Below are 23,770 nucleotides of genomic sequence, written 5' to 3'. Positions count from 1 at the left end.
CCAGAAAAAGCCGGTCGATTCGACCGGCTTTTTCTTTGTGCGCCCGTCAGGGGATCAGGCAACAACCGACGCGACCGCCGCCATAGCGGCAGCCGGGCTTGCAGGGACAGCCGGTGTCCGGGTCCGTACATCGGCTGCCAGCGGCGTTGGACTGGACCGCCTGGGCGGCTCCGAATCCGAGGCATCCGACGATTGCGAACGCGACCAGCGCACTCTTCACCTTGCTCGTGACCTTCTTCATCTGCCTTCTCCTTGGATGGAACCGACCGAGACGGCATCCAGGCCGCGTATGTCGGTCATGAGGGATGCCACTACATCCTTGTCCAGTTGCCCGACATGCGAGAAGACGACACGGCCATCGTCGTCGACCGCGACCAGAAGAGGGACCTGCTCGACGCCCAGCAATGAAGCCAGCTTGGCAGACTGCGGAAAGACCGGAAAACCGAAGCCGGCGTCTTTCCGATAGGCGGTGATGTCGTCGCCACTGCCGATGCTCACCATCGAGATCGGATTGGGCAATTGCGCAAGAGCCGTCTCGATCTCCCGCACCACCGGCACCGACGCCTTGCACGCGGGGCAGCCAGTGTCGAAGACATAGATGACCTGTGCCCGGCCTGCGCCGCCCAGTGTCTCGGTGCGCCCATCGAGGGTCTGCAGTTCGAGGGCCGGCCACCATGCGCCTACCCGCGGCGCCAGTTGTTCGGTCTGAAGGGCGGTCAGCGTCGTCTGCAGCCGGCGGTTCTGGATGCCGAGCACGACAACGAGCGCACAGGCGACGAGCAGGGCGATCGATACCAGAACGGATGCGCGCATGGCCGGTTCCTTGGCGAAATCCGCGCGATCCCGAGCGCGGGCGACTTGCGGTGGCAGGTCACGTGTTCGGGCGAGTATTCCGGGGATCGGGCAGGGCGACTCGGTCGCCCGTCACAGTTCTGCGTTCACTGCAGCTCGCGCAGATCCAGGCGGCGCAAGCGCGGCGCCTTCCAGGCCGTCGTCGCGACCACGCCCATCGTCATGAAGCCGCCGAGCACAACGGCCGGCACCAGGCCGAGCAGGCGCGCCATCGAGCCCATGTAGAACGCGCCGATCTCGTTGGACGAGCCCACGAACAGGCCGTTGATCGACGAAACCCGGCCGCGCATGTGGTCGGGCGTCGCCAACTGCATGATCGTCGAGCGCATCACCACCGACACCCCGTCGCACATGCCCGACAGCAGCAGGAAGAACGCTGACAGCCAGAATGCGGTGGACAGGCCGAAGCCGATCATGCACAGTCCGAAGCCGCCGACCGCGAGCAGCAGGAAGCGACCTGCGTTGCGCTGGACGGGATGGCGGGCCAGCCAGATGCCCATCGCCACCGAGCCCAATGCCGGCGCACCGCGCAGGATGCCAAGGCCTTCGGGTCCCCAATGCAGGATGTCGTGGATGAAGGCCGGCGCCAGCGAGATCGCGCCGCCAAACAGCACCGCGAACATGTCCAGGGCCAGGGCGCCGAGCAGGATCTGGTGGCCGAACACGAAGCGGGCGCCTTCGGCGATGCTGGCGAAAATCGGAGCGCGTTGCAGCATGCGTGGCGGCTCGGTGACCTGCATCCGCGCCAGGAACACGATCACGCCCAGCGCCAGCACCGAGGCCAGCGCATAGGCGCTGGCCTCGCCGGCCCAACCGACGACGAACCCACCGATCGCCGGGCCCACGACGACCGCGCTCTGGAACGCGATGCTGCCCAGGCTGGCGCCCCGCGCGAACTGCTCGCGCGGCAGCACGCGCGCGAACAGCGCGTTATAGACCGGTCCCAGGAAGGCCCGCACCATGCCGGTCAGCATGATCGGCAGGTAGATCAGCCAGACGTTGCTGCCCAACCCGTCGAGCGACAGCAGCGCGAGCAGCACCGGCGTGATCGCCAGGCCCGCCGCGGCTGCCATGCCCAGCTTGCGCCGGGGCAGGTGATCGACCAGGTAGCCGGCGAACGGCGCCACGCAGAAGTAGGGCAGCACTTCGGCCAGCCCCACCAGTCCGAGCATCCACGGGTTCTGGGTGGCGGCGTAGATCTGCCAGCCGACGGTGACCGCGACGATCTGATAGGACAGGATCGTCAGGATGCGATAGCCCAGCAACGCACGAAACCCCGGATTGCGCAGCGGCGCGGCCCGGCTGTCGGAAGACTTGTCGCCGGGTGCGCTCACGCCAGCGCGGACTGGGCGCGATCGCGGATGAAGGCGAGCAGGGCGGCCAGGCCGTTGCTGCGGGTGGGCGAGAGGTGCTTGGCCAGCCCGATGTCGCCGATGTAGCTGGCGTCGGTGTCCACGATCTCGCGTGCACTGCGGCCCGAATACACGCGCAAGGCCAGGTAGATCAGGCCCGAGACGATCGCCGAATCGCTGGCCGCCGCGAAGTCCAGCCGATCCGCATCACCCGAGGCCACGATCCAGACCATCGACTGGCAGCCATGCAGGCGGTTGGCTTCGGTCTTGTCGCTGTCGGGGAACGGCGGCAGCTTGCGGCCGAGGTCGATCAGGTACTGATAGCGTTCCGACCAGTCGCCGAAGAAGGCGAATTCGTCGGCGATGGCGCGTTGCGCCTGTTCGGGCGAGGCTTCAAGCGGGAAGGGCGAATCGGTCACAGGCGCGGTCGGGAAACGGGCGGCGCCGCAGGGCGGGCCAGAACGCAATAGTGTGAAGCAAAAGCGCGCGAAGGGGATGTGGCGGCCTTCTCACCGCCATCATCGCGGTCGGCTAGGCTTGCCGGCGACGCGCGAGGAGGAGCGCATGGCGAACGCGATCGTCTGGTTCCGCAACGATCTCAGGCTCGACGACAATCCCGCGCTGCACGCTGCACTCCAGGCCGGCCTGGCGCCGGTGTGCGTCTATATCCATGCCCCCGACGAGGAAGGCGACTGGGCACCCGGCGCAGCGTCCAACGCCTGGCGCCATCGCGCACTGGCGGCGCTCGACCAGGCCTTGCGCCGTCACGGCGCACGCCTGCGCCTGTTCCACGGCCCGACCCTGCCGACCTTGCGCACCCTGGTGGAGACCTGCGACGCGGAGGCGGTGTTCTGGAACCGCCGTTACGAGCCGGCGATCGAACAGCGCGACGCCCGCATCAAGCGGACCTTGCGCGACGACGGGGTGCGTGCCGAAAGCCACGACGGCGCCCTGTTGTTTGAGCCATGGGCCCTGCAGACCGGACAGGGCGGCCCGTACAAGGTCTTCACGCCGTTCTGGCGCAAGGCCCTGTCGACCTGGCGCACGCAGGCGACCTGGTCGCCGCCGCCGTTGCTGCCGACGGCCGAGGCCGGGCCGAACGGCGTCGCGCTCGCCGACCTGAAGCTCGCGCCCACGCCCGACTGGTCGTCCGGCTTCTGGTCGTCGTGGACGCCGGGCGAGGACGGCGCGCGGGAAGCGCTCGAAGTCTTCGTCGATGGGGCACTGCGCGACTACGCCAGTGGCCGCGACCGCCCCGATCAGGTCGGCACTTCGCGCCTGTCGCCGCACCTGCATTTCGGCGAGATCGCCCCGTGGCGGATCGTCGCCGCGCTGGAGGCCGAACGTCGCGCCGCCACCGCGCCGCAGATCGATGCCTATATCCGGCAGCTTGGCTGGCGCGAGTTCGCCCACCACCTGCTGCACCACTTCCCCGACAGCATCGACCGCGACCTCAACCCTCGCTTCGCGCGTTTCCGCTGGGCGCGGCCCGATGCCGGTCGGCTCGAAGCCTGGCAGCAAGGCCGGACCGGCGTGCCGATCGTCGATGCCGGCATGCGCGAGCTCTGGCACACCGGCTGGATGCATAACCGCGTGCGGCTGATCGTGGGCAGTTGGCTGTGCAAGCACATGCGCGTCCACTGGCGCGAAGGTGCGCGCTGGTTCTGGAACACGCTGGTGGATGCGGACCTGGCCAACAACACGCTCGGTTGGCAATGGATCGGTGGGACCGGCGCCGACGCCTCGCCGTACTTCCGGATCTTCAATCCGGTCTCGCAGGCGCAGCGCTTTGACCCGGACGGCCGCTACATCCGGCGCTGGGTCCCCGAACTGGCTGATGTGCCGACGCCCTTGTTGTTCGCGCCCTGGACCGATCCCGACCGCCTGGCGCTGCTGGCGCCGGATTATCCGCGCAAGCCGATGGTGGATCTGGATGCAGGCCGGGAGGCGGCGCTGGCCGCCTATCGCGCATCGCGCTGAGCGTTTGGACCGAGCCGCGCGCTCGTGACGCGAGGTGGAGCGCGCGAAACTGAACAGGCCTTGGATGCCGCCACATCCGTCACCCTATTTGCATCAGGCACCGGGTAATTTCGGCCCCGCCATCACCATTCGCGGACATTTCTGTCCTGACCCAAGGGAGATCCAAGACATGCGCAAACTGAGCACCGCAGGCCTGACCACGGCCATCGCAGGCGTCCTGTTGCTGACCAGCTGCGCCAGCTACACCGGCCAGACCAATGCGCCCGACGATCCGAATCGCACGCGCAACAATGCCCTGATCGGTGCCGGTATCGGCGCTGTGGCCGGCCTGCTCAGCGGGTCGGACGCGACAGAACGCCGCCAGCGGGCACTGGTCGGCGCCGGTGTCGGCGGCCTGGCCGGTGGTGCGATCGGTGCCTACCAGGATCGCCAGGAAGCCGAACTGCGTCGCCAGACCCAGGGCACCGGTATCCAGGTCGATCGCGAAGGCGACGTCATCAAGCTCAATCTGCCCGACGGCGTGACCTTCGACTTCGGCAAGGCCGATCTGAAGCCCCAGTTCTATCCCGCGCTTAACAATGTCGCGCGCACGCTGGCCGAGTACGACAAGACCATCGTCGAGATCTCGGGCCACACCGACAGCGTCGGCAGCGATGCGGTCAACCAGCGGCTGTCGGAGCAGCGCGCCAATGCAGTGGGCAACTACCTGATCGGCCAGGGCCTGCTGCGCCAGCGCTTCGAGATCGTCGGTTTCGGCAAGACCCGACCGATTGCCGACAACAGCACCGAGCAGGGCCGGGCGGCCAACCGCCGCGTCGAAGTCCGCGTGGTGCCGCTGCAGGGCTGATCGCCACGCGATCACGCTTGAAGAAAAGCCCCGGCAATGCCGGGGCTTTTTTTGCTGAAAAATCCGTGGGCGAAGCGATGGACAGGCGGCACCCGCCAGCAGTCGCGGGCTCGCGAATCGGAGGCCGCGCACATGCCGTGGTGCGTTACAGCGCCTCGATCACACCTGCCGCGCCCATGCCGGTACCGATGCACATCGTCACCAGGCCGTAGCGCTTCTTGCGGCGACGCATGCCGTGGACGATCGTCGCGGTGCGGATCGCGCCCGTCGCACCCAGCGGGTGGCCCAGCGCGATCGCGCCGCCCAGCGGATTGACCTTGTCCGGGTCCAGCTTGCTGTCGCGGATCACCGCCAGCGCCTGCGCGGCGAACGCCTCGTTGAGCTCGATCCAGTCGATGTCGTCGAGGGTGAGCCCTGCCTGCGCCAGTGCCTTGGGAATCGCCGCGATCGGCCCGATGCCCATGACTTCGGGCCGCACGCCGGCGACGGCGAAGCTGACGAAGCGCGCCAGCGGCTTGAGACCGTGGTCGTTCACCGCGCGCTCGGACGCGAGCAGGATGCCGGCCGCGCCATCGCTCATCTGGGAACTGTTGCCGGCCGTCACCGAACCGCCGAACTGGCCGTTGCGGAACACCGGCTTGAGCTTGGCGAGGCCCTCGATCGAGGAATCCGGGCGCGGGCCCTCGTCGGTATCCACCAGCCGCTTCTTCAGCTGCACGGTATTGCCGGCGAGGTCAGGCTGGTGGGAGAGGATCTCGTAGGGGCTGATCTCGTCCTTGAACTCGCCGGCCTGGATCGCGGCGATCGCCTTCTGGTGCGAGGCCAGCGCGAACGCATCCTGGTCCTCGCGCGAGACCTTCCATTCCTCGGCGACCTTCTCGGCGGTGATGCCCATCCCGTAGGCGATCGCCACGTGGTCGTCCTTGAACACCGACGGCGACAGCGCGACCTTGTTGCCCATCATCGGCACCATGCTCATGCTCTCGGTGCCGCCGGCGAGCATCAGGTCGGCGTTGCCCAGCCGGATCTCGTTGGCGGCCAGCGCCACGGCCTGCAGGCCCGACGAGCAGAAGCGGTTGACCGTCTGCGCGGCGACGGTATCGGGCAGGCCGGCCAGCAGCACGCCGATGCGCGCCACGTTCATGCCTTGCTCGCCTTCGGGCATGGCGCAGCCGATGATCGCATCGTCGATGCGGCCCGGGTCGATGCCCGGCGCCTGCGCGACGACGGCCTTGAGCACGTGCGCGAGCATGTCGTCGGGACGGGTATTGCGGAACACGCCCTTGGGCGCCTTGCCCACCGGGGTACGGGTGGCAGCGACGATGTAGGCGTCCTGGATCTGCTTGGTCATTGGAAACTCCGGAATGCGATGTCGAGGTTCGGGACGGGGACACGCCGTGGCCCGACGCGCGGGCCACGCACGAACCTCAGTTCCTGAGCGGCTTGCCGGTCTTGAGCATGTGCGCGATGCGGGCCTGGGTCTTCTCCTGCTGCGCCAGCTCGACGAAGTGCTGGCGCTCCAGACGGATCAGCCAATCCTCGTCGACGAGCGCATTGCGGTCGACATTGCCGCCGCACAGCACGGTCGCGATCCGCTCGGCGATCTCGTAGTCGTACGGGCTCACGAAGCGGCCTTCGAGCATGTTGACCAGCAGCATCTTGAAGGTCGCGATGCCGACATCGCCGGCGACCCGGATCGCACGCGCGGGCAGGGGCGGGCGATAGCCCGACTCGGCCAGCGCGGCGGCCTGCTGGCGGGCGACGTGCAGCAACTCGTAGGCGTTGAACGTCACCACGTCGTCTGCGCGCAGCAGCCCCAGCTCTTTCGCGTGCACGGCCGAGGTGGAGACCTTGGCCATCGCGACGGTCTCGAAGGTCTTCTTGAGCTCGGCGAACACGTCGCCGCCCGCACCGGCCGCGTTCGACGCGCGCACCGCCAGTTCCTTCAGGCCGCCGCCGGCCGGCAGCAGACCGACACCGGCCTCGACCAGACCGATGTAGCTCTCCAGGTGCGCGACCGTGCGCGCGCTGTGCATCTGGAACTCGCAGCCACCGCCCAGCGCCAGACCACGCACCGCCGAGACCACCGGCACCAGCGAATACTTGATGCGCTGGCTGGTCGCCTGGAAGTTGGCGACCATCGCCTCGAACGCGTCGACCTTGCCGGCCTGCAGCAGGCCCAGTGCGCCGGCGAGGTCGGCACCGGCAGAGAACGGCTCCTTGGGCTGCCAGATCACCAGGCCCTTGAAGTCCTGCTCGGCAATGCCGATCGCCTCCTGGATGCCGTCGAGCACCTGGTCGGAGACGGTGTGCATCTTGGTCTTGAAGCTGATCACGCCGATGTCGTCGCCATCGCTCCACAGCCGGATGCCGTCGTTCTCGAAGCGGGTCTCGCCCTGGTCGAAGCGCTCGCCGAGCAGCGGATCGGGGAAACGCTGGCGGCGGTAGACCGGCAGCGCGGAGCGCGGCAGCTTGGCATTCTGAGCCGGGCTGTAGCTGCCCTCGGCCGCGTGCACGCCCTCGCGGCCGTCGAACACCCAGTCGGGCAGCGGCGCGCTGCTCATGGTCTTGCCGGCGACGATGTCCTCGGCGATCCAGTCGGCGACCTGCTTCCAGCCCGCCGCCTGCCACAGTTCGAACGGCCCCTGCTGCCAGCCGTAGCCCCACCGGATCGCCAGGTCCACATCGCGCGCGGTCTGGGCGATGTCCTCCAGGTGCACAGCGCTGTAATGGAACAGATCGCGCAGGATCGCCCAGACGAACTGTGCCTGCGGGTGCGCGCTGGCGCGCAGCTTGGCCATGCGCTCGGCCGGATCGCGGGTCTTGAGGATCTCCACGACCTCGTCGGCCGCCTTGCGGTCGGCGGGGCGGTAGTCCTGCGCCTCGAGGTCGAGAACGGTGATGTCCTTGCCGGCCTTACGGAAGATGCCGGCCCCGGCCTTCTGGCCGAGCGCGCCCTTGTCGATCAGTGCCGACAGCCACTTGGGGGTGGCGAAATACTCGTGCCAGGGGTCATCGGGCAGCGTGTCGGCCATCGTCTTGATGACGTGGGCCATGGTGTCGAGCCCGACCACGTCGGAGGTGCGGTAGGTCGCCGACTTCGGCCGGCCGAGCAGGGGGCCGGTCAGCGCATCGACCTCGTCGAAGCCCAGTCCCGATTCCTGGGTATGGTGGATCGTCGACAGGATCGAGAACACGCCGATCCGGTTGCCGATGAAGTTCGGGGTGTCCTTGGCGTAGACCACGCCCTTGCCGAGCTGGGTGGTCAGGAAGGTCTCCAGCCCCTCGAGCACCGCCTTGTCGGTGGTCCTGGCCGGGATCAGCTCGGCCAGGTGCATATAGCGCGGCGGGTTGAAGAAGTGGACACCGCAGAAACGATGACGAAGTTCCTCTGGAAGAACTTCCGCCAACTTGTTGATTCCCAAGCCTGAGGTGTTGCTGGCAAGCACGGTGTGCGCCGGCACATGCGGGGCGATCTTGCGGTACAGGTCCTGCTTCCAGTCCATCCGCTCGGCGATCGCCTCGATGATCAGATCGCAGCTTTCGAGCAGCGCCAGGCCGGTCTCGTAGTTCGCCGGCACGATCGCCTCGGCCAACGCGCGCGAGGCCAGCGGGGCCGGGCTGAGCTTGCCCAGATTGGCCAGCGCCTTGCGGACGATGCCGTCGGGGTCGCCGTCCTTGCCCGGCAGGTCGAACAGCACCGTGTCGATGCCGGCGTTGGTCAGGTGCGCGGCAATCTGCGCCCCCATGACCCCGGCGCCCAGGACCGCGGCGCGACGTACAAGCAATTTCTCGGACATTTGCTCCATCCCTTTGTTCGATAAGGGCCGGGTCGAGCCCGGCGGGGGGTCAGGCGCGGAAACCGGCGGCGGAAAAACGGATCAGTTCGCCGGCGATCCGGGTGCGGTGTTCGGCCTCGGTGGTGCCGTGCGGCCGCTTGATCAAGCCGAAGTCGGCCATCGCATAGGTCAATGCGCCGGCCAGAAAATCCAGCCGGCCATAGAGCTCGGCCTTGCCCAGCCCCGGCAGGCAGGCGGACAGGGCCGAGGCGAACTCGCGCGGCACGTGGCCGTATTGCTCGGACAGGAACTTACGCAGCGCGTCGTTCTTCTCGACATAGGCGCGTGCGATCACCCGCACGAACCCGCCGCTGCCGTTGCGCCCGATCGCCATGTCCAGCGCCGGATCGACGAAGGCGGCGATGATCGGCTCGATCTGCCCGGGTTGTTCGGCGAGCGCCCGGCGCAGCTGGGCCAGGCGCTGCGCACTCATCTGGTCCATGCGCCGGCGGAACACCTCGTTGACGAGGTTCTCCTTGCTGCCGAAGTGGTAGTTGACCGCGGCGATATTGACGTCGGCGCGGCTGGTGACCTGCCGCAGCGACGTGCCGGCAAAGCCATTGGCCGCGAACAGCTCCTCGGCTGCGCCAAGGATCTTGTCCTTGGTGGAAAACTGCCGCGTACCGCTCATCCGCTCTCCGCTGAATCAAACGCTTGTTTGATGCTAGAGCGCGTTGCCCCGACGCGTCAATGACCGCGTCTTGGATTGCGCATCCAACGGGCGCGCTGCGGCTTGCTCCGCAATGCGGTAGAATCACTGCAGCCGTATCGGCTAAACCCGCGCCCAGACGCGGGTTTTTCCATGCTAACTTCGACCAGCCCGCCGGGATGGTCGTCCCCATTGTCCGGAGAATTCGCAGATGGCGCTCGAGCGCACCCTGTCCATCGTCAAGCCCGATGCCGTTGCCAAGAACGTCATCGGTGAGATCTACAGCCGTTTCGAGAAGGCGGGCCTGAAGATCGTGGCCGCCAAGTACAAGCAGCTGACCCGCGAGGAGGCCGAGGGCTTCTACGCGATCCACCGCGAGCGTCCGTTCTTCAACGCGCTGGTCGAGTTCATGACCTCCGGCCCGGTGATGATCCAGGCCTTGGAAGGCGAGAATGCCGTGGCCCTGCACCGCGAGCTGCTGGGTGCCACCAACCCGAAGGACGCCGCGCCGGGCACGATCCGCGCCGACTTCGCCGATTCGATCGACGCCAACGCCGCCCACGGCTCGGATTCGGTCGAGAACGCGCAGACCGAGATCGCGTACTTCTTCAAGAACGACGAAGTCGTCTCGCGCTGAGTGATGCCATCGTGACCGGGGTCGCCATCGACGTTGCCGTCGCCAAGCAGAACCTGCTCGACCTCGATCGCGAGGGACTGGAGCGCTTTTTCGCCGAGATCCTCGGCGAAAAGCGCTTCCGTGCCCACCAGGTGATGAAGTGGATCCACCACCGCTACGTCACCGATTTCAACGAGATGACCGACCTGGGCAAGGGGCTGCGCGCCAAGCTCGAAGCGCACGCCGAAGTCCGCGTGCCGCAGATCCAGTTCGAAAAGCCTTCCACCGACGGCACCCACAAGTGGCTGCTGGCGATGGACGGCAAGAACGCCATCGAGACCGTCTACATCCCCGACAAGGGGCGCGGCACGCTGTGCGTGTCCTCGCAGGTGGGCTGCGCGCTCAACTGCCAGTTCTGTTCCACTGCGACCCAGGGCTTCAACCGCAACCTGTCGACCGCCGAGATCATCGGCCAGGTCTGGGTGGCGGCGCGCCACCTGGGCAACGTGCCGCACAAGCAGCGCCGCCTGACCAACGTGGTCATGATGGGCATGGGCGAGCCGCTGATGAATTTCGACAATGTCGTGCGCGCGATGAGCATCATGCGCGACGACCTGGGTTATGGCCTGGCCAACAAGCGCGTCACCCTGTCGACCGCCGGCGTGGTGCCGATGATCGACAGGCTCGGCGAAGTCAGCGACGTGTCGCTGGCGGTCTCGCTGCACGCGCCCAACGACGCGCTGCGCAGCGAGCTGGTGCCGCTCAACAAGAAGTACCCGATCGCCGAGCTGATGGAATCGTGCGTGCGCTACGCCCAGCGCAAGCGCGGCGAGTCGGTGACGTTCGAGTACACGCTGATGCGCGATGTCAACGATCAGCCCCAGCATGCCCGCGAGCTGGTGCGGCTGATGCGCGATTTCGACAACCGCCTGCAGATGAAGGACGCGGCGAAGGTCAACCTGATCCCGTTCAACCCGTTCCCGGGCACCCGCTACGAGCGTCCGGACGACGCCGCGATCCGGCGGTTCCAGAAGCTGCTCAACGAATCGGGCCGCATCGCGCCGGTCCGCCGCACCCGTGGCGACGACATCGACGCGGCCTGCGGCCAGCTCAAGGGCCAGGTCGCCGACCGTACGCGGCGCCAGGCCGAACACCTCAAGCGGCTGCGCGCCGAGGGTGGCGACGGTGTCGATGCGGTGGCCTGAGGCCGTCGTCCTGGTGATGCTCGGCATGGCGCTGGCCGCCTGCTCGCGCTCGGGGTTCGTCAAGCCGAACGCTGATCGCCCGACCTACGATATCAGCGGCACCCCTGAGTTCCGCCGCGCCGAAGCCGCACGCGAACAGCTGGCACTGGGCGTGCGCGCCTACCAGCAGGGCGATGACCGCGGCGCCGAGCGCCAGGCCAAGGCGGCCTTGCGCAACGAGCAGACCGCGGCCGACGCCAATACGCTGCTGGCCCTGGTCAGCGAGCGTCAGGGCCGTTCGGCGCAGGCGGGCGCCTACTACCGCGCCGCGGTCGAGCGCGCGCCTCACCGCGGCGCGACCCTCAACAACTATGGCGCCTGGCTGTGCCGCAGCGGCCGGGCCGGCGAATCGCTGGCGCAGTTCGACGCCGCGCTGCAGGATCCAGGCTACGGCGACCGCGCCGGCGCCCTGGCCAATGCCGGCGCTTGCGCACTCGATGCCGGCGATGCCGCGCGCGCCGAACGCGATCTGCGCGCCGCGCTCGAGCTCGAACCCGCGAGCACGGTCGCGCTCGATGCCATGGCCCGGCTGCTCGCCAGTCAGGGGCGATGGTTCGAGGCGCGCGCTTTTTCGCAACGATGGCTTGCCGTGGCCCCCGCAACTGCGGCAGCATTGCAACTGGCGGCCCGCATCGAACAGGGGCTCGGCGACGGAGCCGCCGCCGATCGACTCATGCGGCGTCTGGAGACCGAATTTCCGGACGCATCGCACCTCCAGCCAAGGGAAACCAGTCCACCATGAGTTCTTCGCACCAGGCCATGCCAGAGACCACGTCTGGGGTCGGAGAGCGCCTGCGCGTCGCACGCGAGCAGGCCGGGTTGCGCCTTGCCGATGTCGCCTCGCGACTGCGGATGCAGATTCGCGTGGTCGAGGCCCTCGAGGCCGAGGATTGGGGGCGCCTGGGCGCGCAGGTGTTCGTCCGCGGACAGCTGCGCAGCTATCTGCGTCTGCTCGGGCTGCCCGAGTCGCTGGCCGACACCGTGCCGGCGGCCACTGAGGTGCGCCCGCCCGAACTGACCCCGCGCACCTACACCCCGCCGATGCAGCGGGTACTGGACAAGGCCATGGGCCGCGCGGTCTATGTCGTGATCACCGCACTGATCGTCGTGCCGGTGTGGGTGGCGACGCGCCAGCATGTCGACGACACCGGTGAGATCACCGCGTCGTTGGGCGTGCTCGGAGACGACGCTGGGCCCGCGCAGCCTGCCGGCCCGCGGCCGGTCACCGCCTCGCTGGGCGCGCTGCCCAAGCGTGCGACCGCGCCCGTGCCGACGGCCGAGCCCGCTGCACGCAATCAGGCCGGGCGGCTGACGCTGCGTTTCAGCGGTCCGAGCTGGGTGGAAATCGTCGGCCAAGACGGCCGCCGGATTGAGTCGGCCGAAATCCCGGCCGGCCAGCAGCGCGAGTTCGCGACTGCGGATGTCCACCGCATCGTGCTCGGCAATGCCGGCGCGGTCGAGGTGCTGCGCGATGGGGTCGTTCAGGATCTGTCCGAGTTTCGCCGGTCGAACGTCGCGCGCTTTGAGGTATCCTCCGATCGCGGTTTTGCGCCCGTCGCCGAGTAATCGCGACCCGCGCTGCACACAGGACCGGCACGGCGCGTGAGCGCTGCCGCCGGTCTGTCGTTTTCCAATGGCAAAGACCCGTCGCCGGCGACGGGCGCAGAGAACATATGGCACTTGATGAGCTGCTCGACGAGCGCGAACAGGGGGAGCGGGTCAAGGCCTGGCTTCGCGACAACGGCCTGGGCCTGATTGGTGGCGTCCTCGTCGGCGCACTCCTGATCTTCGGCTGGCAGTACTGGAAGCAGCGGACCCACGCCCAGGCGGCTGCCCAGCACGCCGACTACCAGGCGGCAGTGCTCGACATCCGCGCCGGTACGCTCGACAAGGCCAGCGAACGCGTCGCCGCGCTGCCCGATTCCACCTATGGCGAACTGGCCGCGCTGCAACTGGCCAAGGCCCAGCTCGACGCCGGCGACCGCGATGCCGCGATCGCCACGCTGCAGGGCGTCGAGGGCGCTGAACCCGGCGTGGCGGCGGTCGTGCGCCAGCGTCTGGCACGGTTGCTGATCGACGCCGGCCGCGGCCAGGAAGCGGTCGCGCTGCTCGATGGCGTCGACGATGCGGTCTCGCTGGAAGTGCGCGGCGATGCGCATTTTGCGCTCCAACAGGTCGAGCAGGCCCGCGCCGACTACGCCAGTGCGCTGCGCGGTCTCGACAGCGCCGCGCCGCAGCGCGGGCTGGTCGAGCTCAAGCTTTCCCAAGTCGGCGGTGCGCCGGACGAACCCGAGGTTGAATCCTGATGACCGAGCACACGGCCCCCGCCGCGGCTTCCCCCGTTCCGTCCCGCGCGTTGCGGTTCGCGGCGATCGCGCTGTGCGCGGTCGCGGTGAGCGGCTGCAGCACCGTGCGCGGCTGGTTCGGCAACAGCGAGAAGGCCGATGCCAAGGCGCTGTCGGAACCCGCCAAGCTGACCGACATCACCCCGTCGGTGACGGTGACCCGCCTGTGGCGGACCAGCGCCGGCAAGGGCGAAGGCCGGCTGGGCGTGCGCCAGGGCCCGGTGGTCGCCGATGGCCGCGTCTACGTCGCCGCGATCAAGGGCGGCGTGCGCGCACTGGATCTGCAGAGCGGCGCTTCGATCTGGCGCCATGAATCGGACCTGCGCCTGAGCGGCGGTCCAGGCGTCGGCGATGGCCTGGTCGTGGTCGGCAGCCTGGACGGCGACGTGCTGGCGCTCGATGCGGCGACCGGCGAGCAGCGCTGGACCGCCAAGGTCACCAACGAGGTCATCGCCGCACCGACGATCGGGCAGGGCCTGGTGCTGGTGCGCTCCAACGACGGTCGCGTCACCGCATTCGATATCGCCAGCGGCGAGCGCCGCTGGTTCTGGGTGCGCGAGCTGCCGTCGCTGACCGTGCGCGGCAACGACGCGCCGGTGCTCGGCCCGGGCTTCGTCTTCGTCGGCAACGACGACGGCACGCTGGCCGCGCTCGCGCTGGCCGACGGCCGCACGCTGTGGGAGCAGGCGGTCGCCCAGCCCGACGGCCGCACCGAGCTCGAGCGCATGGCCGACGTCGATGGCACCCCGGTGCTCGACGAAGCCGTGCTGTTCGCCAGTAGCTACCGCCACCGCACGATGGCGCTGGAAGGCCCGAGCGGGCGCCCGCTGTGGGTCAGCGATCATGGCGGCTCCAACCGTCCGGCACTGTCGCCGCATCGCGTGGTCGTGACCGACGCCAACGGCACCGTCTGGGCGCTGGACAAGTTCAGCGGCACGGCGGCCTGGCAGCAGCCGGCGCTGGCACGGCGCAATCTCAGCGCCGCGGCGGTGCAGGGCGACTATGCCGTGGTCGGCGACCTGGATGGCTATCTGCACTGGCTGCGGCTGGACGACGGCGAGTTCGCCGCACGCGAGCGCGCCGGCCGCGACCCGATCAAGGGCGCCCCGGTCGTCGCCGACGGAGTGCTGGTGGTGCAGACCGTCGACGGCGACGTCAGCGCCTGGCGCCTGAACCAGTAGGGTTTCGACGCTGCCAATGCGACACTAGGGCCCCGGGCGGTGTCACCGCCCGGGGCCCGTCCGTTTTGTGGCCGCCGCTTCGGTGCCGGCCCGCCTTCCCGTTCTCTCGTTCCGGATCCTGCCGCATGCTCCCGCTCGTTGCCCTCGTGGGCCGCCCCAATGTCGGTAAGTCGACGCTGTTCAACGCGATGACCCGTACCCGCGACGCGCTCGTCCACGACGAGCCGGGCGTCACCCGCGACCGTCATTACGGCGTCTGTCGGCTTGGCGCGCGTCCGTTCGCGCTGGTCGACACCGGCGGCATCGCCGGCGAGAGCGTGCATCTGGAAGAGGCCGGGCTGGCCGGTCCGACCGCCAAGCAGTCGCGCGCCGCGGCCGCCGAGGCCGACCTGGTGCTGTTCGTCGTGGATGGCCGCGAGGGTGCCTCGGCGCTCGATGACGAACTGCTGCGCTGGCTGCGCAAGCTCGGCAAGCCGACCTTCCTGATCATCAACAAGACCGACGGCCTCGACGCGCGCGCGGCGATCGCCGACTTCTCGCGCTACGGCTTCACCGATGCGCACGCGGTGTCCTCCGCGCACCGCCACGGCATCGACGAGCTCGTCGACGACGTGCTCGAAAAGCTCCCGGAAACCGGGCAGGCCGAGCAGCTCGACACCGACCCCACGCGGATCCGGGTGACCTTCGTGGGCCGCCCGAACGTCGGCAAGTCGACCCTGGTCAACCGCATCCTCGGCGAGGAGCGGATGATCGCCTCGGAGGTCGCCGGCACCACCCGCGACTCGATCGAGGTCGATCTCGAGCGCGACGGCCGCCGCTACCGCCTGGTCGACACCGCCGGCATCCGCCGCAAGTCGAAGGTCGACGAGGCGGTCGAGACGTTCTCCATCATCAAGACCCTGCAGGCGATCGAAGCCACCCAGGTCTCGGTGGTGATGATCGACGCCAGCGAGGGCGTCACCGACCAGGATGCGAGCGTGCTCGGCGCGGTGCTCGACTCGGGGCGTGCGCTGGTGGTCGCGGTCAACAAATGGGACGGGCTCAGCGAGTACCAGCGCGAGCAGACCGAAGCGCTGCTGTCGCGCAAGCTCGCGTTCGTGCCCTGGGCCGAGGCGGTGCGCATCAGCGCCAAGCACGGCTCGGGCCTGCGCGAACTGTTCGCCGCGATCCATCGCGCGCACGCCTCGGCCAACTACAAGTTCGGCACGTCGGATGTGACCCGCGCGCTCGAGATCGCCGCCGAGACCAACCCGCCGCCGGTCGTGCGCGGGCACGCGCCCAAGCTGCGTTTCGCGCACCCGGGCGGCGAGAACCCGCCGACGATCGTCGTCCACGGCAACCGCCTGCGCACGCTGCCCGACAGCTACCGCCGGTACCTGGAAAACTTCTTCCGCAAGCGCTTCAAGCTGGTCGGCACGCCGGTGCGCTTCGTGTTCCGCGAGGGCGACAACCCCTACAAGGACAAGAAGAACGTGCTCAGCGAACGTCAGGTCGCCAAGAAGAAGCGGCTGATCCGGCACGTCAAGCGCAAGTGAGCGCGCCGCCCACCGCGGCGGCGCTGACCGTCGGCGTGATCGCCGGCGGCCGCGGCGCGCGTCTGGGCGGCCTCGACAAGGCCTGGCTCGAGCAGGGCGGCACGCCGCAGGTGCTGCGCTGGCACACGCGCTTCGCGCCGCAGGCCGCACGGTTCCTGGTCAGCGCCAATCGCGATCTCGCACGCTACGCGGCTCACGGCATCGAGACCGTGGTCGACCGCACACCCGATGCCGGGCCGATGTCCGGGCTCGACGCGCTGGCCGCCGCTATCGACACGCCCTGGCTGCTGACCCTGCCGGTGGACCTGTGCGATGCCGATGCCCGCTTGCTGCCGATGCTCGCGATGCTGGCCGGCGACTGCGGCGCCTGCGCCGAAGACGACGACGGCGTGCAGCCGTTGGTCGCGTTGTGGCCGACCCAGGCGCTGCGCCGCGGCGCCGCCGAGGCGCTGGCATGCGGCGACTACGCCGTGCGCGTCCTGCAACGCCGGCTCGGCATGGGGGTGGTCCGGTTGCAGGGTGTACGCTTCGGCAACCTCAATACGCCTGACGATCTGATCGATGCCGGAATCGCCGCACCCTGACACCCCGTCCTTTCCGTACCGCGTGCCGTTCGACGAGGCCTGCGCGATTGTCGATGCGGTCGCCGCCGAACGCGCGCTCGAGGTGCAGACGCTGTCACTGAGCCGCGCGCATGGCCACGTGCTCGCGCGTGATGTGGTCGCCACGCTGCCGCAACCGCCGTTCGACAACTCGGCGATGGACGGCTTCGCGCTGGACCACCACGACCTGGCGGGCGAGGGGACAGTGGTGCTGCAACTGGTCGGCGAGCAGTTCGCCGGTCCGCGCGCGGACGTGCGCATCGCGCGCGGGCAGTGCCTGCGCATCACCACCGGCGCGCCAATCCCCGAAGGCGCCAACACCGTGGTGATGAAGGAGAACACCCGCCTGGACGGCGATCGGGTCGAGATCCTGGTGCCGCCGCGGCCGGGCCAGCACGTGCGCCGCGCCGGCGAGGATTCGAAGACCGGCGACCGCCTGCTGCATGCCGGCGACGTGCTGACCCCGAGCCGGGTCGCACTCGCTGCCTCCCAAGGCCTGGCGCAGCTGGAGGTCGTGCGGCGGCCGACGGTGGCGGTGTTCGCGACCGGCGACGAACTCATTGAGCCCGGCATGCCGCTGCAGCCCGGGCAGATCTACAACTCCAACCGCGAGCAGCTGATGGGGCTGCTGCGCGCCGAAGGCCTGGAGCCGGTGGCGTTTCCGACGCTGCCCGACGACCCGGCGCAGATCGCCTCGGCACTGCGCCATGCCGGCGAGGCCTTCGACCTGGTGCTGACCTGCGGCGGCGTGTCGGCCGGCGAGAAGGACCACCTGCCCGAACTGCTGCAACGTCGCGGTCGGGTGCGGCTGTGGAAGACGATGATGAAGCCGGGGATGCCATTGCTGCTGGCCGAGGGCGACACCCTGGGCCCGGCGCTGTTCCTGTGCCTGCCGGGCAATCCGGTCTCGGTGCTGGCCACCTGGCTTGCGGTCGGCCGGCGCCTGGTCGATGGCCTGCAGCGGCGCGCCCCGCGTCCGGTCCGCCGCGCGCGGCTGCGCGGCGCCTGGACCAAGCAGCACGAGCGGCTGGAATTCCTGCGCGGGCGCTGGTCGATCGACGCCGACGGCGTGTCGCGCGTCGAACCCAACCCCGCCGATGGCTCGCACCGGATGCAGGCGGCAGCCGATTCGGATGTGCTGATCGTGCTCGAGGCCGGTGCGCGCGAATACCCGGCCGACAGCGTGGTCGAGGTCGTGCCGTACTGAGCGATCCGTCCATGCACGCAGTCCATCGCGGTGGACCGGCGATAATCGGCGCATGAGCATTCCCGAGATCTCTCCCGACGAGGCGCTGCGCCGGCGCCGGGCCGGTGCCCGCCTGATCGATGTGCGCGAGGCCCACGAGCGCGTGACCGGCATAGCCGAAGGCGCCGAGGGCGTCGACCGCGCGACGCTGGAAGCCGCGCCGCAGGTCCACGTGCCCGATCGCGCTGCGCCACTGCTGCTGATCTGCCAGAGCGGCCGACGCTCGCTGCAGGCCGCCCACGCGCTGGCCGCAGCCGGCTACACGGATGTCGCCTCGGTCGCCGGTGGCACCAGCCGCTGGCAAGCGGAGGGCCTGCCGACCGTGCTGCCCGATGGCGACATCGACCTGGATTTCCACGACCGCTATTCGCGCCACCTGCGCCTGCCCGAAGTCGGCCTGGACGGCCAGCGCCGGCTGGCCGAGGCCACGGTGCTGGTGACCGGCGCTGGCGGCCTTGGATCACCGGCCGCCTATTACCTCGCCGCGGCCGGCGTGGGCACGCTGCGCATCGCCGACGACGATGTCGTCGATCGCAGCAACCTGCAGCGGCAGATCCTGCATGCCGAGGACCGCATCGGCCAGCCCAAGGTCGCGTCGGCTGCGACCACGCTCGGCGCGCTGAACCCGCGCACGCGGATCGAGGCGGTGGCCGAGCGCGTGACCAGCGCCAACATCGACCGGCTGATCGACGGCGTCGATGTCGTGCTCGATGGCGCCGACAACTTCCCGGTCCGCTATCTGCTCAACGACGCCTGCGTACTGCACCGAACGCCCCTGGTCTATGGCGCCGTGCACCGCTTCGAGGGCCAGGTCAGCGTGTTCGACGCCGGCCGCGAGCGCGGCCGTTGCCCCTGCTACCGCTGCCTGTTTCCCGAGCCGCCGCCGGCCGAGGACGCGCCCAACTGTTCGGAAGTGGGCGTGCTCGGCGTGCTGCCGGGCGTGATCGGCCTGCTGCAGGCGACCGAGGTGCTCAAGCTGCTGATCGGCATCGGCGAGCCGCTGCGCGGACGCCTGCTGCAGTTCGATGCACTGCGGATGCGCTTTCGCGAAACCCGGCTCAGCCCCGACCCCGATTGTCCGCTGTGCGCGCCGGGCCGCGACTTCCCCGGCTACATCGACTACGCGGCGTTCTGCGCCGGCTAAAGGCGTTCAGAGCGTCGCGTCCGGCGCGATGAGTGGCGCGATGATGCCGTCGAGCCAGTCGATCAGGACCTGCAACAGCCGCGAGCCGCGCTGCGGGCCCGGGTAGAGCACTGTCACCGGCAGCGCTGGCGGCGGCATGTCCGGCAGCAGCTCGCACAGTTGGCCGGTCGCGAGCAGGTCGGCAACGTCGTAACGCGGGACCTGGATCGCGCCCAGGCCCGCCAGCGCGCAGGCGATGTAGGTCTCGGCGTTGCCGACGCCGACCCGTCCGTGCATCGGGCGGGTGACGAGGCCGTCCGCGGTCTGGAACTCCCAGGGCTCCGCCCGCCCGCCGGGCGACTGGCCGAAGTGGATGGCCGGCAGCGCCGCAAGCGCATCCAGGTCCGCGACCGGCCCGTGCCGGGCCAGCAGCGCGGGTGAGGCGCAGGTGGCCTGCTGCAACTGTCCGAGCGGGCGCGCGACCAGGTCCAGGTCGCCGATCGGTCCCACCCGCAGCACGCAGTCGATGCCGTCGCCAATCAGATTGCTGATGCGATCGCTGCCCCCCAGTTCGATCGTGATGTCGGGATAGACCTCGAGAAACGCGGGCAGGGCAGGGGCGAGCAGCAGGCGTGCCATCCGCGCCGGCGCCTCGACCCGCAGCAGACCGCTGGGCTGGGCATCCGGCCGGAACAACTGCGCAATGCCGTCGGCGTCGGCCAACAATTCGACGCCGCGCGCATACAGCCGCTCGCCATCGCTGCTGAGCCGGACCTGCCGGGTCGTGCGCTGGAACAGCCGCGCGCCCAGATGCCGCTCCAACTGGCCGATCGCGCTGGAGACCGAGGAGGGCGCCAGGCCCTCGAGCTCGGCCGCTCGGCTGAAGCTGCCGCAATCGGCGACGCGGCGGAACAGCGCGAGATGGCGCAACAGATCCATGATTATTCGGCCAGGTCGAATTCAAACCTTCGATTCATCGTGTTTATTCGAGCCAAGGGCTGCGGTCAACTGCGGGTTCCCCATCGCAGGAGCACGGCATGTCCAAGATCGATCATTCGCTGCACGGCAAGACGGTGCTGATCGCCGGCGGCGCGAAGAACCTCGGCGGGCTGATCGCCCGCGACCTGGCCTGGAATGGCGCCGGCGCGGTGCTGATCCACCATCACGATGCCGCCTCGCTGCCGGCCGCGCAGGAGACCGCGCGCGCGGTCGAGGCGGCCGGCGCCAAGGCCGAGTTGTTTGCCGGCGACCTGACCCACCCGGAGACTGTCGCCGCGCTGTTCGATGCCGGCGTGGAGGCGTTCGGCCACATCGACATCGCCATCAACACCGTCGGCATGGTGCTCAAGAAGCCGCTCACCGAGATCGGTGAGGCCGAGTACGACAGGATGTTCGACATCAACGCCAAGGCGGCCTTCTTTTTCCTGCAGCAGGCCGGCCTCAAGGTCGCCGACCACGGCAAGGTACTGACCCTGGTGACCTCGCTGCTCGGCGCGTTCACCCCGTACTACGCGGCCTACGCCGGCGCCAAGGCCCCGGTGGAGCACTTCACCCGCGCGGCGGCCAAGGAGTTCGGGGCGCGCGGCATCTCGGTGACCGCGATCGGGCCGGGGCCGATGGACACGCCGTTCTTCTACGGCCAGGAGGACGAGGACGCCGTGGCCTACCACCGTTCGGCGGCGGCGCTGTCGGGCTGCAGTCGCACCGGTCTGACCGACATCGAGGACGTGGTGCCGTTCGTGCGGCACCTGGTCAGCGAGGGCTGGTGGATCACCGGGCAGACCCTGCTGATCAACGGCGGCTACACGACCAAGTAAGCCCGGTGCGCCAGCCTGCCGGCCTTCACACGGGGCGGGGCACGATGGGGCTCATCCTGCCCCCGCCCCGAGGTTGCGCATGTCGTCACGCTGGCTCTGTCTGTTCGTCCTGGCCTGGCTGCTGGCATGGCCGCTGGGCGCCTCCGCCGCCGATCCGTGCCCCTTGCTGCGCATGCAGGTGGCGGCGCCGGACCCCGCAACGCGGCTGGCCGCAGTGGCCTGCGAAGAGCACCAGATCTGGCACCGGCCCTTCATCGACGTGGAAGGCCGCTACGCCGGCTCAACCGTGCGCGAGGCCGAGACCGCGCTGCTGACCAATGGCGAGCAGGCCTGGCGCCGGGTCGCGGGTTACTGGGTCGGTGCGGGTCTGCTGCCGCGTCTGCAGCACCGGCCGGGTGCCGGCGAGTGCGCCTATGCGGCTTACGGCGGCGCGCCGTCGCCCGGCTGCCGGGCCTTCCTGGTCGATGTGCCGTGGTCGGCGGCGTTCGTGTCGTGGACCGCGCGCCGCGCCGCGCTGCCCGGCTTCGAGGGCTCGCCCAGCCACGTGGACTACGTGCGGGCGGCCTATCGCAACCCCGAGACCAGCGCCTACCGCGTCGCCAACCCGGTGAGCGTACGACCGGCGCGCGGCGACCTGCTGTGCTACGTGCGCGCCGCCAACCGCGTGTTCGGCTTCGCCGGCCTGGCGACATTGCTCAGCAGCGAGGACAGCGGCCTGGGCATGCATTGCGATGTCGTGGTCGGCGCCGCGGCCGAGGGCGGCAACATCGCGTACCTGGTCGGCGGCAACGTACTCGACGGCGTGACGATGCGGATGCTGCCGCTGTCGGCCGGCGGACAGTTCGCCGGGCTGCCGATGCGCACGCTCGACGACACGCCGTGTTCGCCCGACATGCCGGCCGCCTGCAGCGCCAACCGCCAGGACTGGGCCGTGCTGCTGCAATTGCGGCCGGCGCAGGAACTGGCCGCGTTGCAGCCTGCGATGCCGTTGGTGCTGCCGACGGCGCCGACGCCGGTGATTCCGATGCCTGGGCAGACGAGCGCCCCGATGTGCTGCGTGGAGTGCAGCGTCGGCGACGGCCTGCCGCGTTGCCCGTGACGCGCGAGCTTCAACCCGCGTGCGCGCGTTGGCTCGCGGCGAACGCGGCCTGCTGCTCCGGCGTCGCCTCGCGCTGGTGCTGCGCCTTCCAGGCGTCGAATGGCATGCCGTAGAACGCCTCGCGCGCGGCGGCCTTGTCCAGGTCCACGCCCTCGGCGCGCAGCGCATCGCCGTACCAGTCGGCCAGGCAATTGCGGCAGAAGCCGGCCAAGATCATCAGGTCGATGTTCTGCACGTCCGGCCGGGCCTCGAGCAGATGCGCGCGCAGGCGCCGGAACGCCGCGGCCTCGGCGCGGATGCGGGCGTCGCCGGACAGCGGGGCGGGCGTGGGCGCGGGCGTATCGGTCATGGTCGATCCAGGGGCAGGGGAGGCCGACAGCATCGGCAGTGCTGCCGACGTCTGCAAGCCGGCCCCCGAATCGGAGACAATGGGCCGCTCTTTCGCCGCACGACGCCCGCATGACCGCCGCAGACCCCGTTCCGGCCCGAATCCTCGACGGCAAGCGCATTGCCGACACCCTGCTCGACGAATTGCGCGTGCGCGTGGACGCGCGGATCGCCGGCGGTGGGACGCGCCCGGGCCTGGCGGTGGTGCTGGTCGGTAGCGACCCGGCCTCGCAGTCCTACGTGCGCAACAAGCGCCGCGCCGCGCAGAAGGTCGGCATCCAGGCCTTCGACTTCGACCTGCCGGTAGGCACGACCGAAGCCGAACTGGTCTCGCTGATCGACCGCCTCAACGCCGACCCCGCGGTGCACGGCATCCTGGTGCAGCTGCCGCTGCCGGGCATCGAGGATGCCAGCCGGCTGATCGAGCGCATCGACCCGCGCAAGGACGTCGACGGCTTCCACCCGGCCAACGTCGGCCACCTGGCGCTGCGGCAGTTCGGCCTGCGCCCATGCACGCCGCGCGGCATCACCACGCTGCTGGCCTACACCGACCGCCCGGTGCGCGGCGCCAGCGCGACGATCGTCGGCGTCAGCAACCACGTCGGCCGGCCGATGGCGCTGGAACTGATGATCGCCGGCTGCACGGTGACCACCTGTCACCGCTTCACGCCGCCGGACGTGCTGCGCCGCCACGTCGGCGAGGCCGACATCCTGGTGGTCGCGGTCGGCCGTCCGGGACTGATCCCCGGCGACTGGGTCAAGCCCGGCGCGGTGGTGATCGATGTCGGCATCAACCGCCTCGACGACGGCCGACTGGTCGGCGATGTCGGCTTCACCGAGGCCGCGCAGCGCGCCAGCTGGATCACGCCGGTGCCCGGCGGCGTCGGCCCGATGACCGTGGCCACGCTGATGCAGAACACCATCGAAGCGGCCGACGCCGCGGATGCGGCGGGCCCCCAGACGTAAGGCTTCGCACGCGCCGGCGCGACCGGTGGGGCAATCTGTCGCGGAAGCGTTCCATCCCGGACCTCCAATCCGCAATGCCGGGGGTTTACA

At 69.6% G+C, this 23,770-nt stretch carries 24 protein-coding genes; 15 read left to right on the top strand and 9 right to left on the bottom strand.

All coding sequences use genetic code 11. From position 1 onward, the window contains the following. Window positions 1–46: 46 nt before the first annotated feature. The 4 genes from FHW73_RS12545 to FHW73_RS12530 form a co-directional block, all read right to left on the bottom strand. Entirely contained in the window at window positions 47–241 is a 195-nt protein-coding gene (locus tag FHW73_RS12545; protein WP_183427077.1) for a hypothetical protein, read from the bottom strand. Then, complete coding sequence (locus tag FHW73_RS12540) at window positions 238–813, bottom strand: TlpA disulfide reductase family protein (protein WP_183427076.1); 576 nt, start codon at window positions 811–813, stop codon at window positions 238–240. Before FHW73_RS12540 ends, FHW73_RS12545 begins: the two co-directional genes overlap by 4 nt. A gap of 125 nt (window positions 814–938) precedes the next feature. Beyond that, window positions 939–2,186, bottom strand: a complete 1,248-nt coding sequence (locus tag FHW73_RS12535) for an MFS transporter (RefSeq protein ID WP_183427075.1) — start codon at window positions 2,184–2,186, stop codon at window positions 939–941. Further along, window positions 2,183–2,623 carry a SufE family protein gene (locus FHW73_RS12530; RefSeq protein WP_183427074.1) on the bottom strand — a complete coding sequence of 147 codons (441 nt, stop codon included), beginning with the start codon at window positions 2,621–2,623 and terminating at the stop codon, window positions 2,183–2,185. Before FHW73_RS12530 ends, FHW73_RS12535 begins: the two co-directional genes overlap by 4 nt. A 145-nt stretch (window positions 2,624–2,768) precedes the next feature. Between FHW73_RS12530 and FHW73_RS12525 the strand changes: the two genes are divergently transcribed. Then, window positions 2,769–4,184 (top strand): deoxyribodipyrimidine photo-lyase, encoded by a 1,416-nt coding sequence (locus FHW73_RS12525; RefSeq protein ID WP_183427073.1) that lies wholly within the window; start codon window positions 2,769–2,771, stop codon window positions 4,182–4,184. A gap of 169 nt (window positions 4,185–4,353) precedes the next feature. Further along, on the top strand, window positions 4,354–5,031 hold the full coding sequence (locus FHW73_RS12520; protein ID WP_183427072.1) for an OmpA family protein: 678 nt from the start codon (window positions 4,354–4,356) through the stop codon (window positions 5,029–5,031). Between the two features lie 145 nt (window positions 5,032–5,176). On the opposite strand, the gene FHW73_RS12515 is transcribed toward FHW73_RS12520, so the two are convergent. The 3 genes from FHW73_RS12515 to FHW73_RS12505 all read right to left on the bottom strand — a co-directional run bounded on the left by FHW73_RS12515 (window position 5,177) and on the right by FHW73_RS12505 (window position 9,501). Then, window positions 5,177–6,382, bottom strand: coding sequence for an acetyl-CoA C-acyltransferase (locus FHW73_RS12515; protein WP_183427071.1), 1,206 nt, complete (start codon window positions 6,380–6,382; stop codon window positions 5,177–5,179). Between the two features lie 76 nt (window positions 6,383–6,458). Beyond that, complete coding sequence (locus tag FHW73_RS12510) at window positions 6,459–8,831, bottom strand: 3-hydroxyacyl-CoA dehydrogenase/enoyl-CoA hydratase family protein (RefSeq protein WP_183427070.1); 2,373 nt, start codon at window positions 8,829–8,831, stop codon at window positions 6,459–6,461. Window positions 8,832–8,880: 49 nt separating this feature from the next. After that, entirely contained in the window at window positions 8,881–9,501 is a 621-nt protein-coding gene (locus tag FHW73_RS12505) for a TetR/AcrR family transcriptional regulator (protein ID WP_183427069.1), read from the bottom strand. A gap of 229 nt (window positions 9,502–9,730) precedes the next feature. Between FHW73_RS12505 and ndk the strand changes: the two genes are divergently transcribed. From ndk to moeB, 10 genes are all read left to right on the top strand, one after another. Continuing rightward, on the top strand, window positions 9,731–10,156 hold the full coding sequence (ndk, locus tag FHW73_RS12500) for a nucleoside-diphosphate kinase (RefSeq protein WP_183427068.1): 426 nt from the start codon (window positions 9,731–9,733) through the stop codon (window positions 10,154–10,156). Beyond that, complete coding sequence (gene rlmN, locus FHW73_RS12495) at window positions 10,153–11,340, top strand: 23S rRNA (adenine(2503)-C(2))-methyltransferase RlmN (protein ID WP_183427114.1); 1,188 nt, start codon at window positions 10,153–10,155, stop codon at window positions 11,338–11,340. Before ndk ends, rlmN begins: the two co-directional genes overlap by 4 nt. Continuing rightward, window positions 11,327–12,121 carry a type IV pilus biogenesis/stability protein PilW gene (pilW, locus tag FHW73_RS12490; RefSeq protein WP_183427113.1) on the top strand — a complete coding sequence of 265 codons (795 nt, stop codon included), beginning with the start codon at window positions 11,327–11,329 and terminating at the stop codon, window positions 12,119–12,121. Before rlmN ends, pilW begins: the two co-directional genes overlap by 14 nt. Then, the gene (locus FHW73_RS12485) at window positions 12,118–12,945 is read left to right on the top strand and encodes a RodZ domain-containing protein (RefSeq protein WP_183427067.1); all 828 of its coding nucleotides are present in this window, start codon (window positions 12,118–12,120) and stop codon (window positions 12,943–12,945) included. Before pilW ends, FHW73_RS12485 begins: the two co-directional genes overlap by 4 nt. A gap of 107 nt (window positions 12,946–13,052) precedes the next feature. Continuing rightward, window positions 13,053–13,685 (top strand): tetratricopeptide repeat protein, encoded by a 633-nt coding sequence (locus FHW73_RS12480; protein WP_183427066.1) that lies wholly within the window; start codon window positions 13,053–13,055, stop codon window positions 13,683–13,685. Further along, window positions 13,685–14,905: an outer membrane protein assembly factor BamB gene (gene bamB, locus FHW73_RS12475; protein ID WP_183427065.1), complete on the top strand. Its 1,221-nt coding sequence runs from the start codon at window positions 13,685–13,687 to the stop codon at window positions 14,903–14,905. The genes FHW73_RS12480 and bamB overlap by 1 nt, the downstream gene beginning before the upstream one ends. A gap of 125 nt (window positions 14,906–15,030) precedes the next feature. After that, window positions 15,031–16,440 carry a ribosome biogenesis GTPase Der gene (gene der / locus FHW73_RS12470; RefSeq protein ID WP_183427064.1) on the top strand — a complete coding sequence of 470 codons (1,410 nt, stop codon included), beginning with the start codon at window positions 15,031–15,033 and terminating at the stop codon, window positions 16,438–16,440. Then, window positions 16,437–17,024 (top strand): molybdenum cofactor guanylyltransferase, encoded by a 588-nt coding sequence (locus FHW73_RS12465; protein ID WP_183427063.1) that lies wholly within the window; start codon window positions 16,437–16,439, stop codon window positions 17,022–17,024. Before der ends, FHW73_RS12465 begins: the two co-directional genes overlap by 4 nt. Then, entirely contained in the window at window positions 17,002–18,249 is a 1,248-nt protein-coding gene (gene glp, locus FHW73_RS12460) for a gephyrin-like molybdotransferase Glp (protein ID WP_183427062.1), read from the top strand. The genes FHW73_RS12465 and glp overlap by 23 nt, the downstream gene beginning before the upstream one ends. 52 nt (window positions 18,250–18,301) lie before the next feature. Then, the gene (gene moeB / locus FHW73_RS12455) at window positions 18,302–19,432 is read left to right on the top strand and encodes a molybdopterin-synthase adenylyltransferase MoeB (RefSeq protein WP_183427061.1); all 1,131 of its coding nucleotides are present in this window, start codon (window positions 18,302–18,304) and stop codon (window positions 19,430–19,432) included. Window positions 19,433–19,438: 6 nt separating this feature from the next. On the opposite strand, the gene FHW73_RS12450 is transcribed toward moeB, so the two are convergent. After that, on the bottom strand, window positions 19,439–20,350 hold the full coding sequence (locus FHW73_RS12450) for a LysR family transcriptional regulator (protein ID WP_183427060.1): 912 nt from the start codon (window positions 20,348–20,350) through the stop codon (window positions 19,439–19,441). A 98-nt stretch (window positions 20,351–20,448) separates the two neighbouring features. Here FHW73_RS12450 and FHW73_RS12445 point away from each other — a divergent pair, with 98 nt between their 5' ends. Both FHW73_RS12445 and FHW73_RS12440 read left to right on the top strand, forming a co-directional pair. Next, the gene (locus FHW73_RS12445) at window positions 20,449–21,228 is read left to right on the top strand and encodes an SDR family oxidoreductase (protein WP_183427058.1); all 780 of its coding nucleotides are present in this window, start codon (window positions 20,449–20,451) and stop codon (window positions 21,226–21,228) included. A 79-nt stretch (window positions 21,229–21,307) separates the two neighbouring features. Next, on the top strand, window positions 21,308–22,327 hold the full coding sequence (locus FHW73_RS12440; protein WP_183427056.1) for a DUF2272 domain-containing protein: 1,020 nt from the start codon (window positions 21,308–21,310) through the stop codon (window positions 22,325–22,327). Between the two features lie 10 nt (window positions 22,328–22,337). Here the strand turns inward: FHW73_RS12440 and FHW73_RS12435 are convergent, their stop codons facing one another. After that, entirely contained in the window at window positions 22,338–22,676 is a 339-nt protein-coding gene (locus tag FHW73_RS12435) for a DUF1244 domain-containing protein (RefSeq protein WP_183427055.1), read from the bottom strand. Window positions 22,677–22,786: 110 nt separating this feature from the next. Between FHW73_RS12435 and folD the strand changes: the two genes are divergently transcribed. After that, the gene (gene folD / locus FHW73_RS12430; protein ID WP_183427053.1) at window positions 22,787–23,680 is read left to right on the top strand and encodes a bifunctional methylenetetrahydrofolate dehydrogenase/methenyltetrahydrofolate cyclohydrolase FolD; all 894 of its coding nucleotides are present in this window, start codon (window positions 22,787–22,789) and stop codon (window positions 23,678–23,680) included. Window positions 23,681–23,770: the final 90 nt, after the last annotated feature.

It is taken from the genome of Luteimonas sp. RC10, from assembly GCF_014192745.1.
Taxonomy (GTDB): domain Bacteria; phylum Pseudomonadota; class Gammaproteobacteria; order Xanthomonadales; family Xanthomonadaceae; genus Luteimonas.
Note: the sequence above shows the minus strand (reverse complement) of the source record. Positions and strands in the feature narration are given on the sequence as shown.

Excerpts from the sequence above, each read along its gene's own strand:
- FHW73_RS12545 (WP_183427077.1), bottom strand. The coding sequence starts at position 241 with ATGAAGAAGGTCACGAGCAAGGTGAAGAGTGCGCTGGTCGCGTTCGCA.
- FHW73_RS12540 (WP_183427076.1), bottom strand. The coding sequence starts at position 813 with ATGCGCGCATCCGTTCTGGTATCGATCGCCCTGCTCGTCGCCTGTGCG.
- FHW73_RS12525 (WP_183427073.1), top strand. The coding sequence starts at position 2,769 with ATGGCGAACGCGATCGTCTGGTTCCGCAACGATCTCAGGCTCGACGAC.
- FHW73_RS12520 (WP_183427072.1), top strand. The coding sequence starts at position 4,354 with ATGCGCAAACTGAGCACCGCAGGCCTGACCACGGCCATCGCAGGCGTC.
- FHW73_RS12515 (WP_183427071.1), bottom strand. The coding sequence starts at position 6,382 with ATGACCAAGCAGATCCAGGACGCCTACATCGTCGCTGCCACCCGTACC.
- FHW73_RS12510 (WP_183427070.1), bottom strand. The coding sequence starts at position 8,831 with ATGTCCGAGAAATTGCTTGTACGTCGCGCCGCGGTCCTGGGCGCCGGG.
- FHW73_RS12505 (WP_183427069.1), bottom strand. The coding sequence starts at position 9,501 with ATGAGCGGTACGCGGCAGTTTTCCACCAAGGACAAGATCCTTGGCGCA.
- ndk (WP_183427068.1), top strand. The coding sequence starts at position 9,731 with ATGGCGCTCGAGCGCACCCTGTCCATCGTCAAGCCCGATGCCGTTGCC.
- pilW (WP_183427113.1), top strand. The coding sequence starts at position 11,327 with ATGCGGTGGCCTGAGGCCGTCGTCCTGGTGATGCTCGGCATGGCGCTG.
- FHW73_RS12485 (WP_183427067.1), top strand. The coding sequence starts at position 12,118 with ATGAGTTCTTCGCACCAGGCCATGCCAGAGACCACGTCTGGGGTCGGA.
- FHW73_RS12480 (WP_183427066.1), top strand. The coding sequence starts at position 13,053 with ATGGCACTTGATGAGCTGCTCGACGAGCGCGAACAGGGGGAGCGGGTC.
- bamB (WP_183427065.1), top strand. The coding sequence starts at position 13,685 with ATGACCGAGCACACGGCCCCCGCCGCGGCTTCCCCCGTTCCGTCCCGC.
- der (WP_183427064.1), top strand. The coding sequence starts at position 15,031 with ATGCTCCCGCTCGTTGCCCTCGTGGGCCGCCCCAATGTCGGTAAGTCG.
- glp (WP_183427062.1), top strand. The coding sequence starts at position 17,002 with ATGCCGGAATCGCCGCACCCTGACACCCCGTCCTTTCCGTACCGCGTG.
- moeB (WP_183427061.1), top strand. The coding sequence starts at position 18,302 with ATGAGCATTCCCGAGATCTCTCCCGACGAGGCGCTGCGCCGGCGCCGG.
- FHW73_RS12450 (WP_183427060.1), bottom strand. The coding sequence starts at position 20,350 with ATGGATCTGTTGCGCCATCTCGCGCTGTTCCGCCGCGTCGCCGATTGC.
- FHW73_RS12445 (WP_183427058.1), top strand. The coding sequence starts at position 20,449 with ATGTCCAAGATCGATCATTCGCTGCACGGCAAGACGGTGCTGATCGCC.
- FHW73_RS12440 (WP_183427056.1), top strand. The coding sequence starts at position 21,308 with ATGTCGTCACGCTGGCTCTGTCTGTTCGTCCTGGCCTGGCTGCTGGCA.
- FHW73_RS12435 (WP_183427055.1), bottom strand. The coding sequence starts at position 22,676 with ATGACCGATACGCCCGCGCCCACGCCCGCCCCGCTGTCCGGCGACGCC.
- folD (WP_183427053.1), top strand. The coding sequence starts at position 22,787 with ATGACCGCCGCAGACCCCGTTCCGGCCCGAATCCTCGACGGCAAGCGC.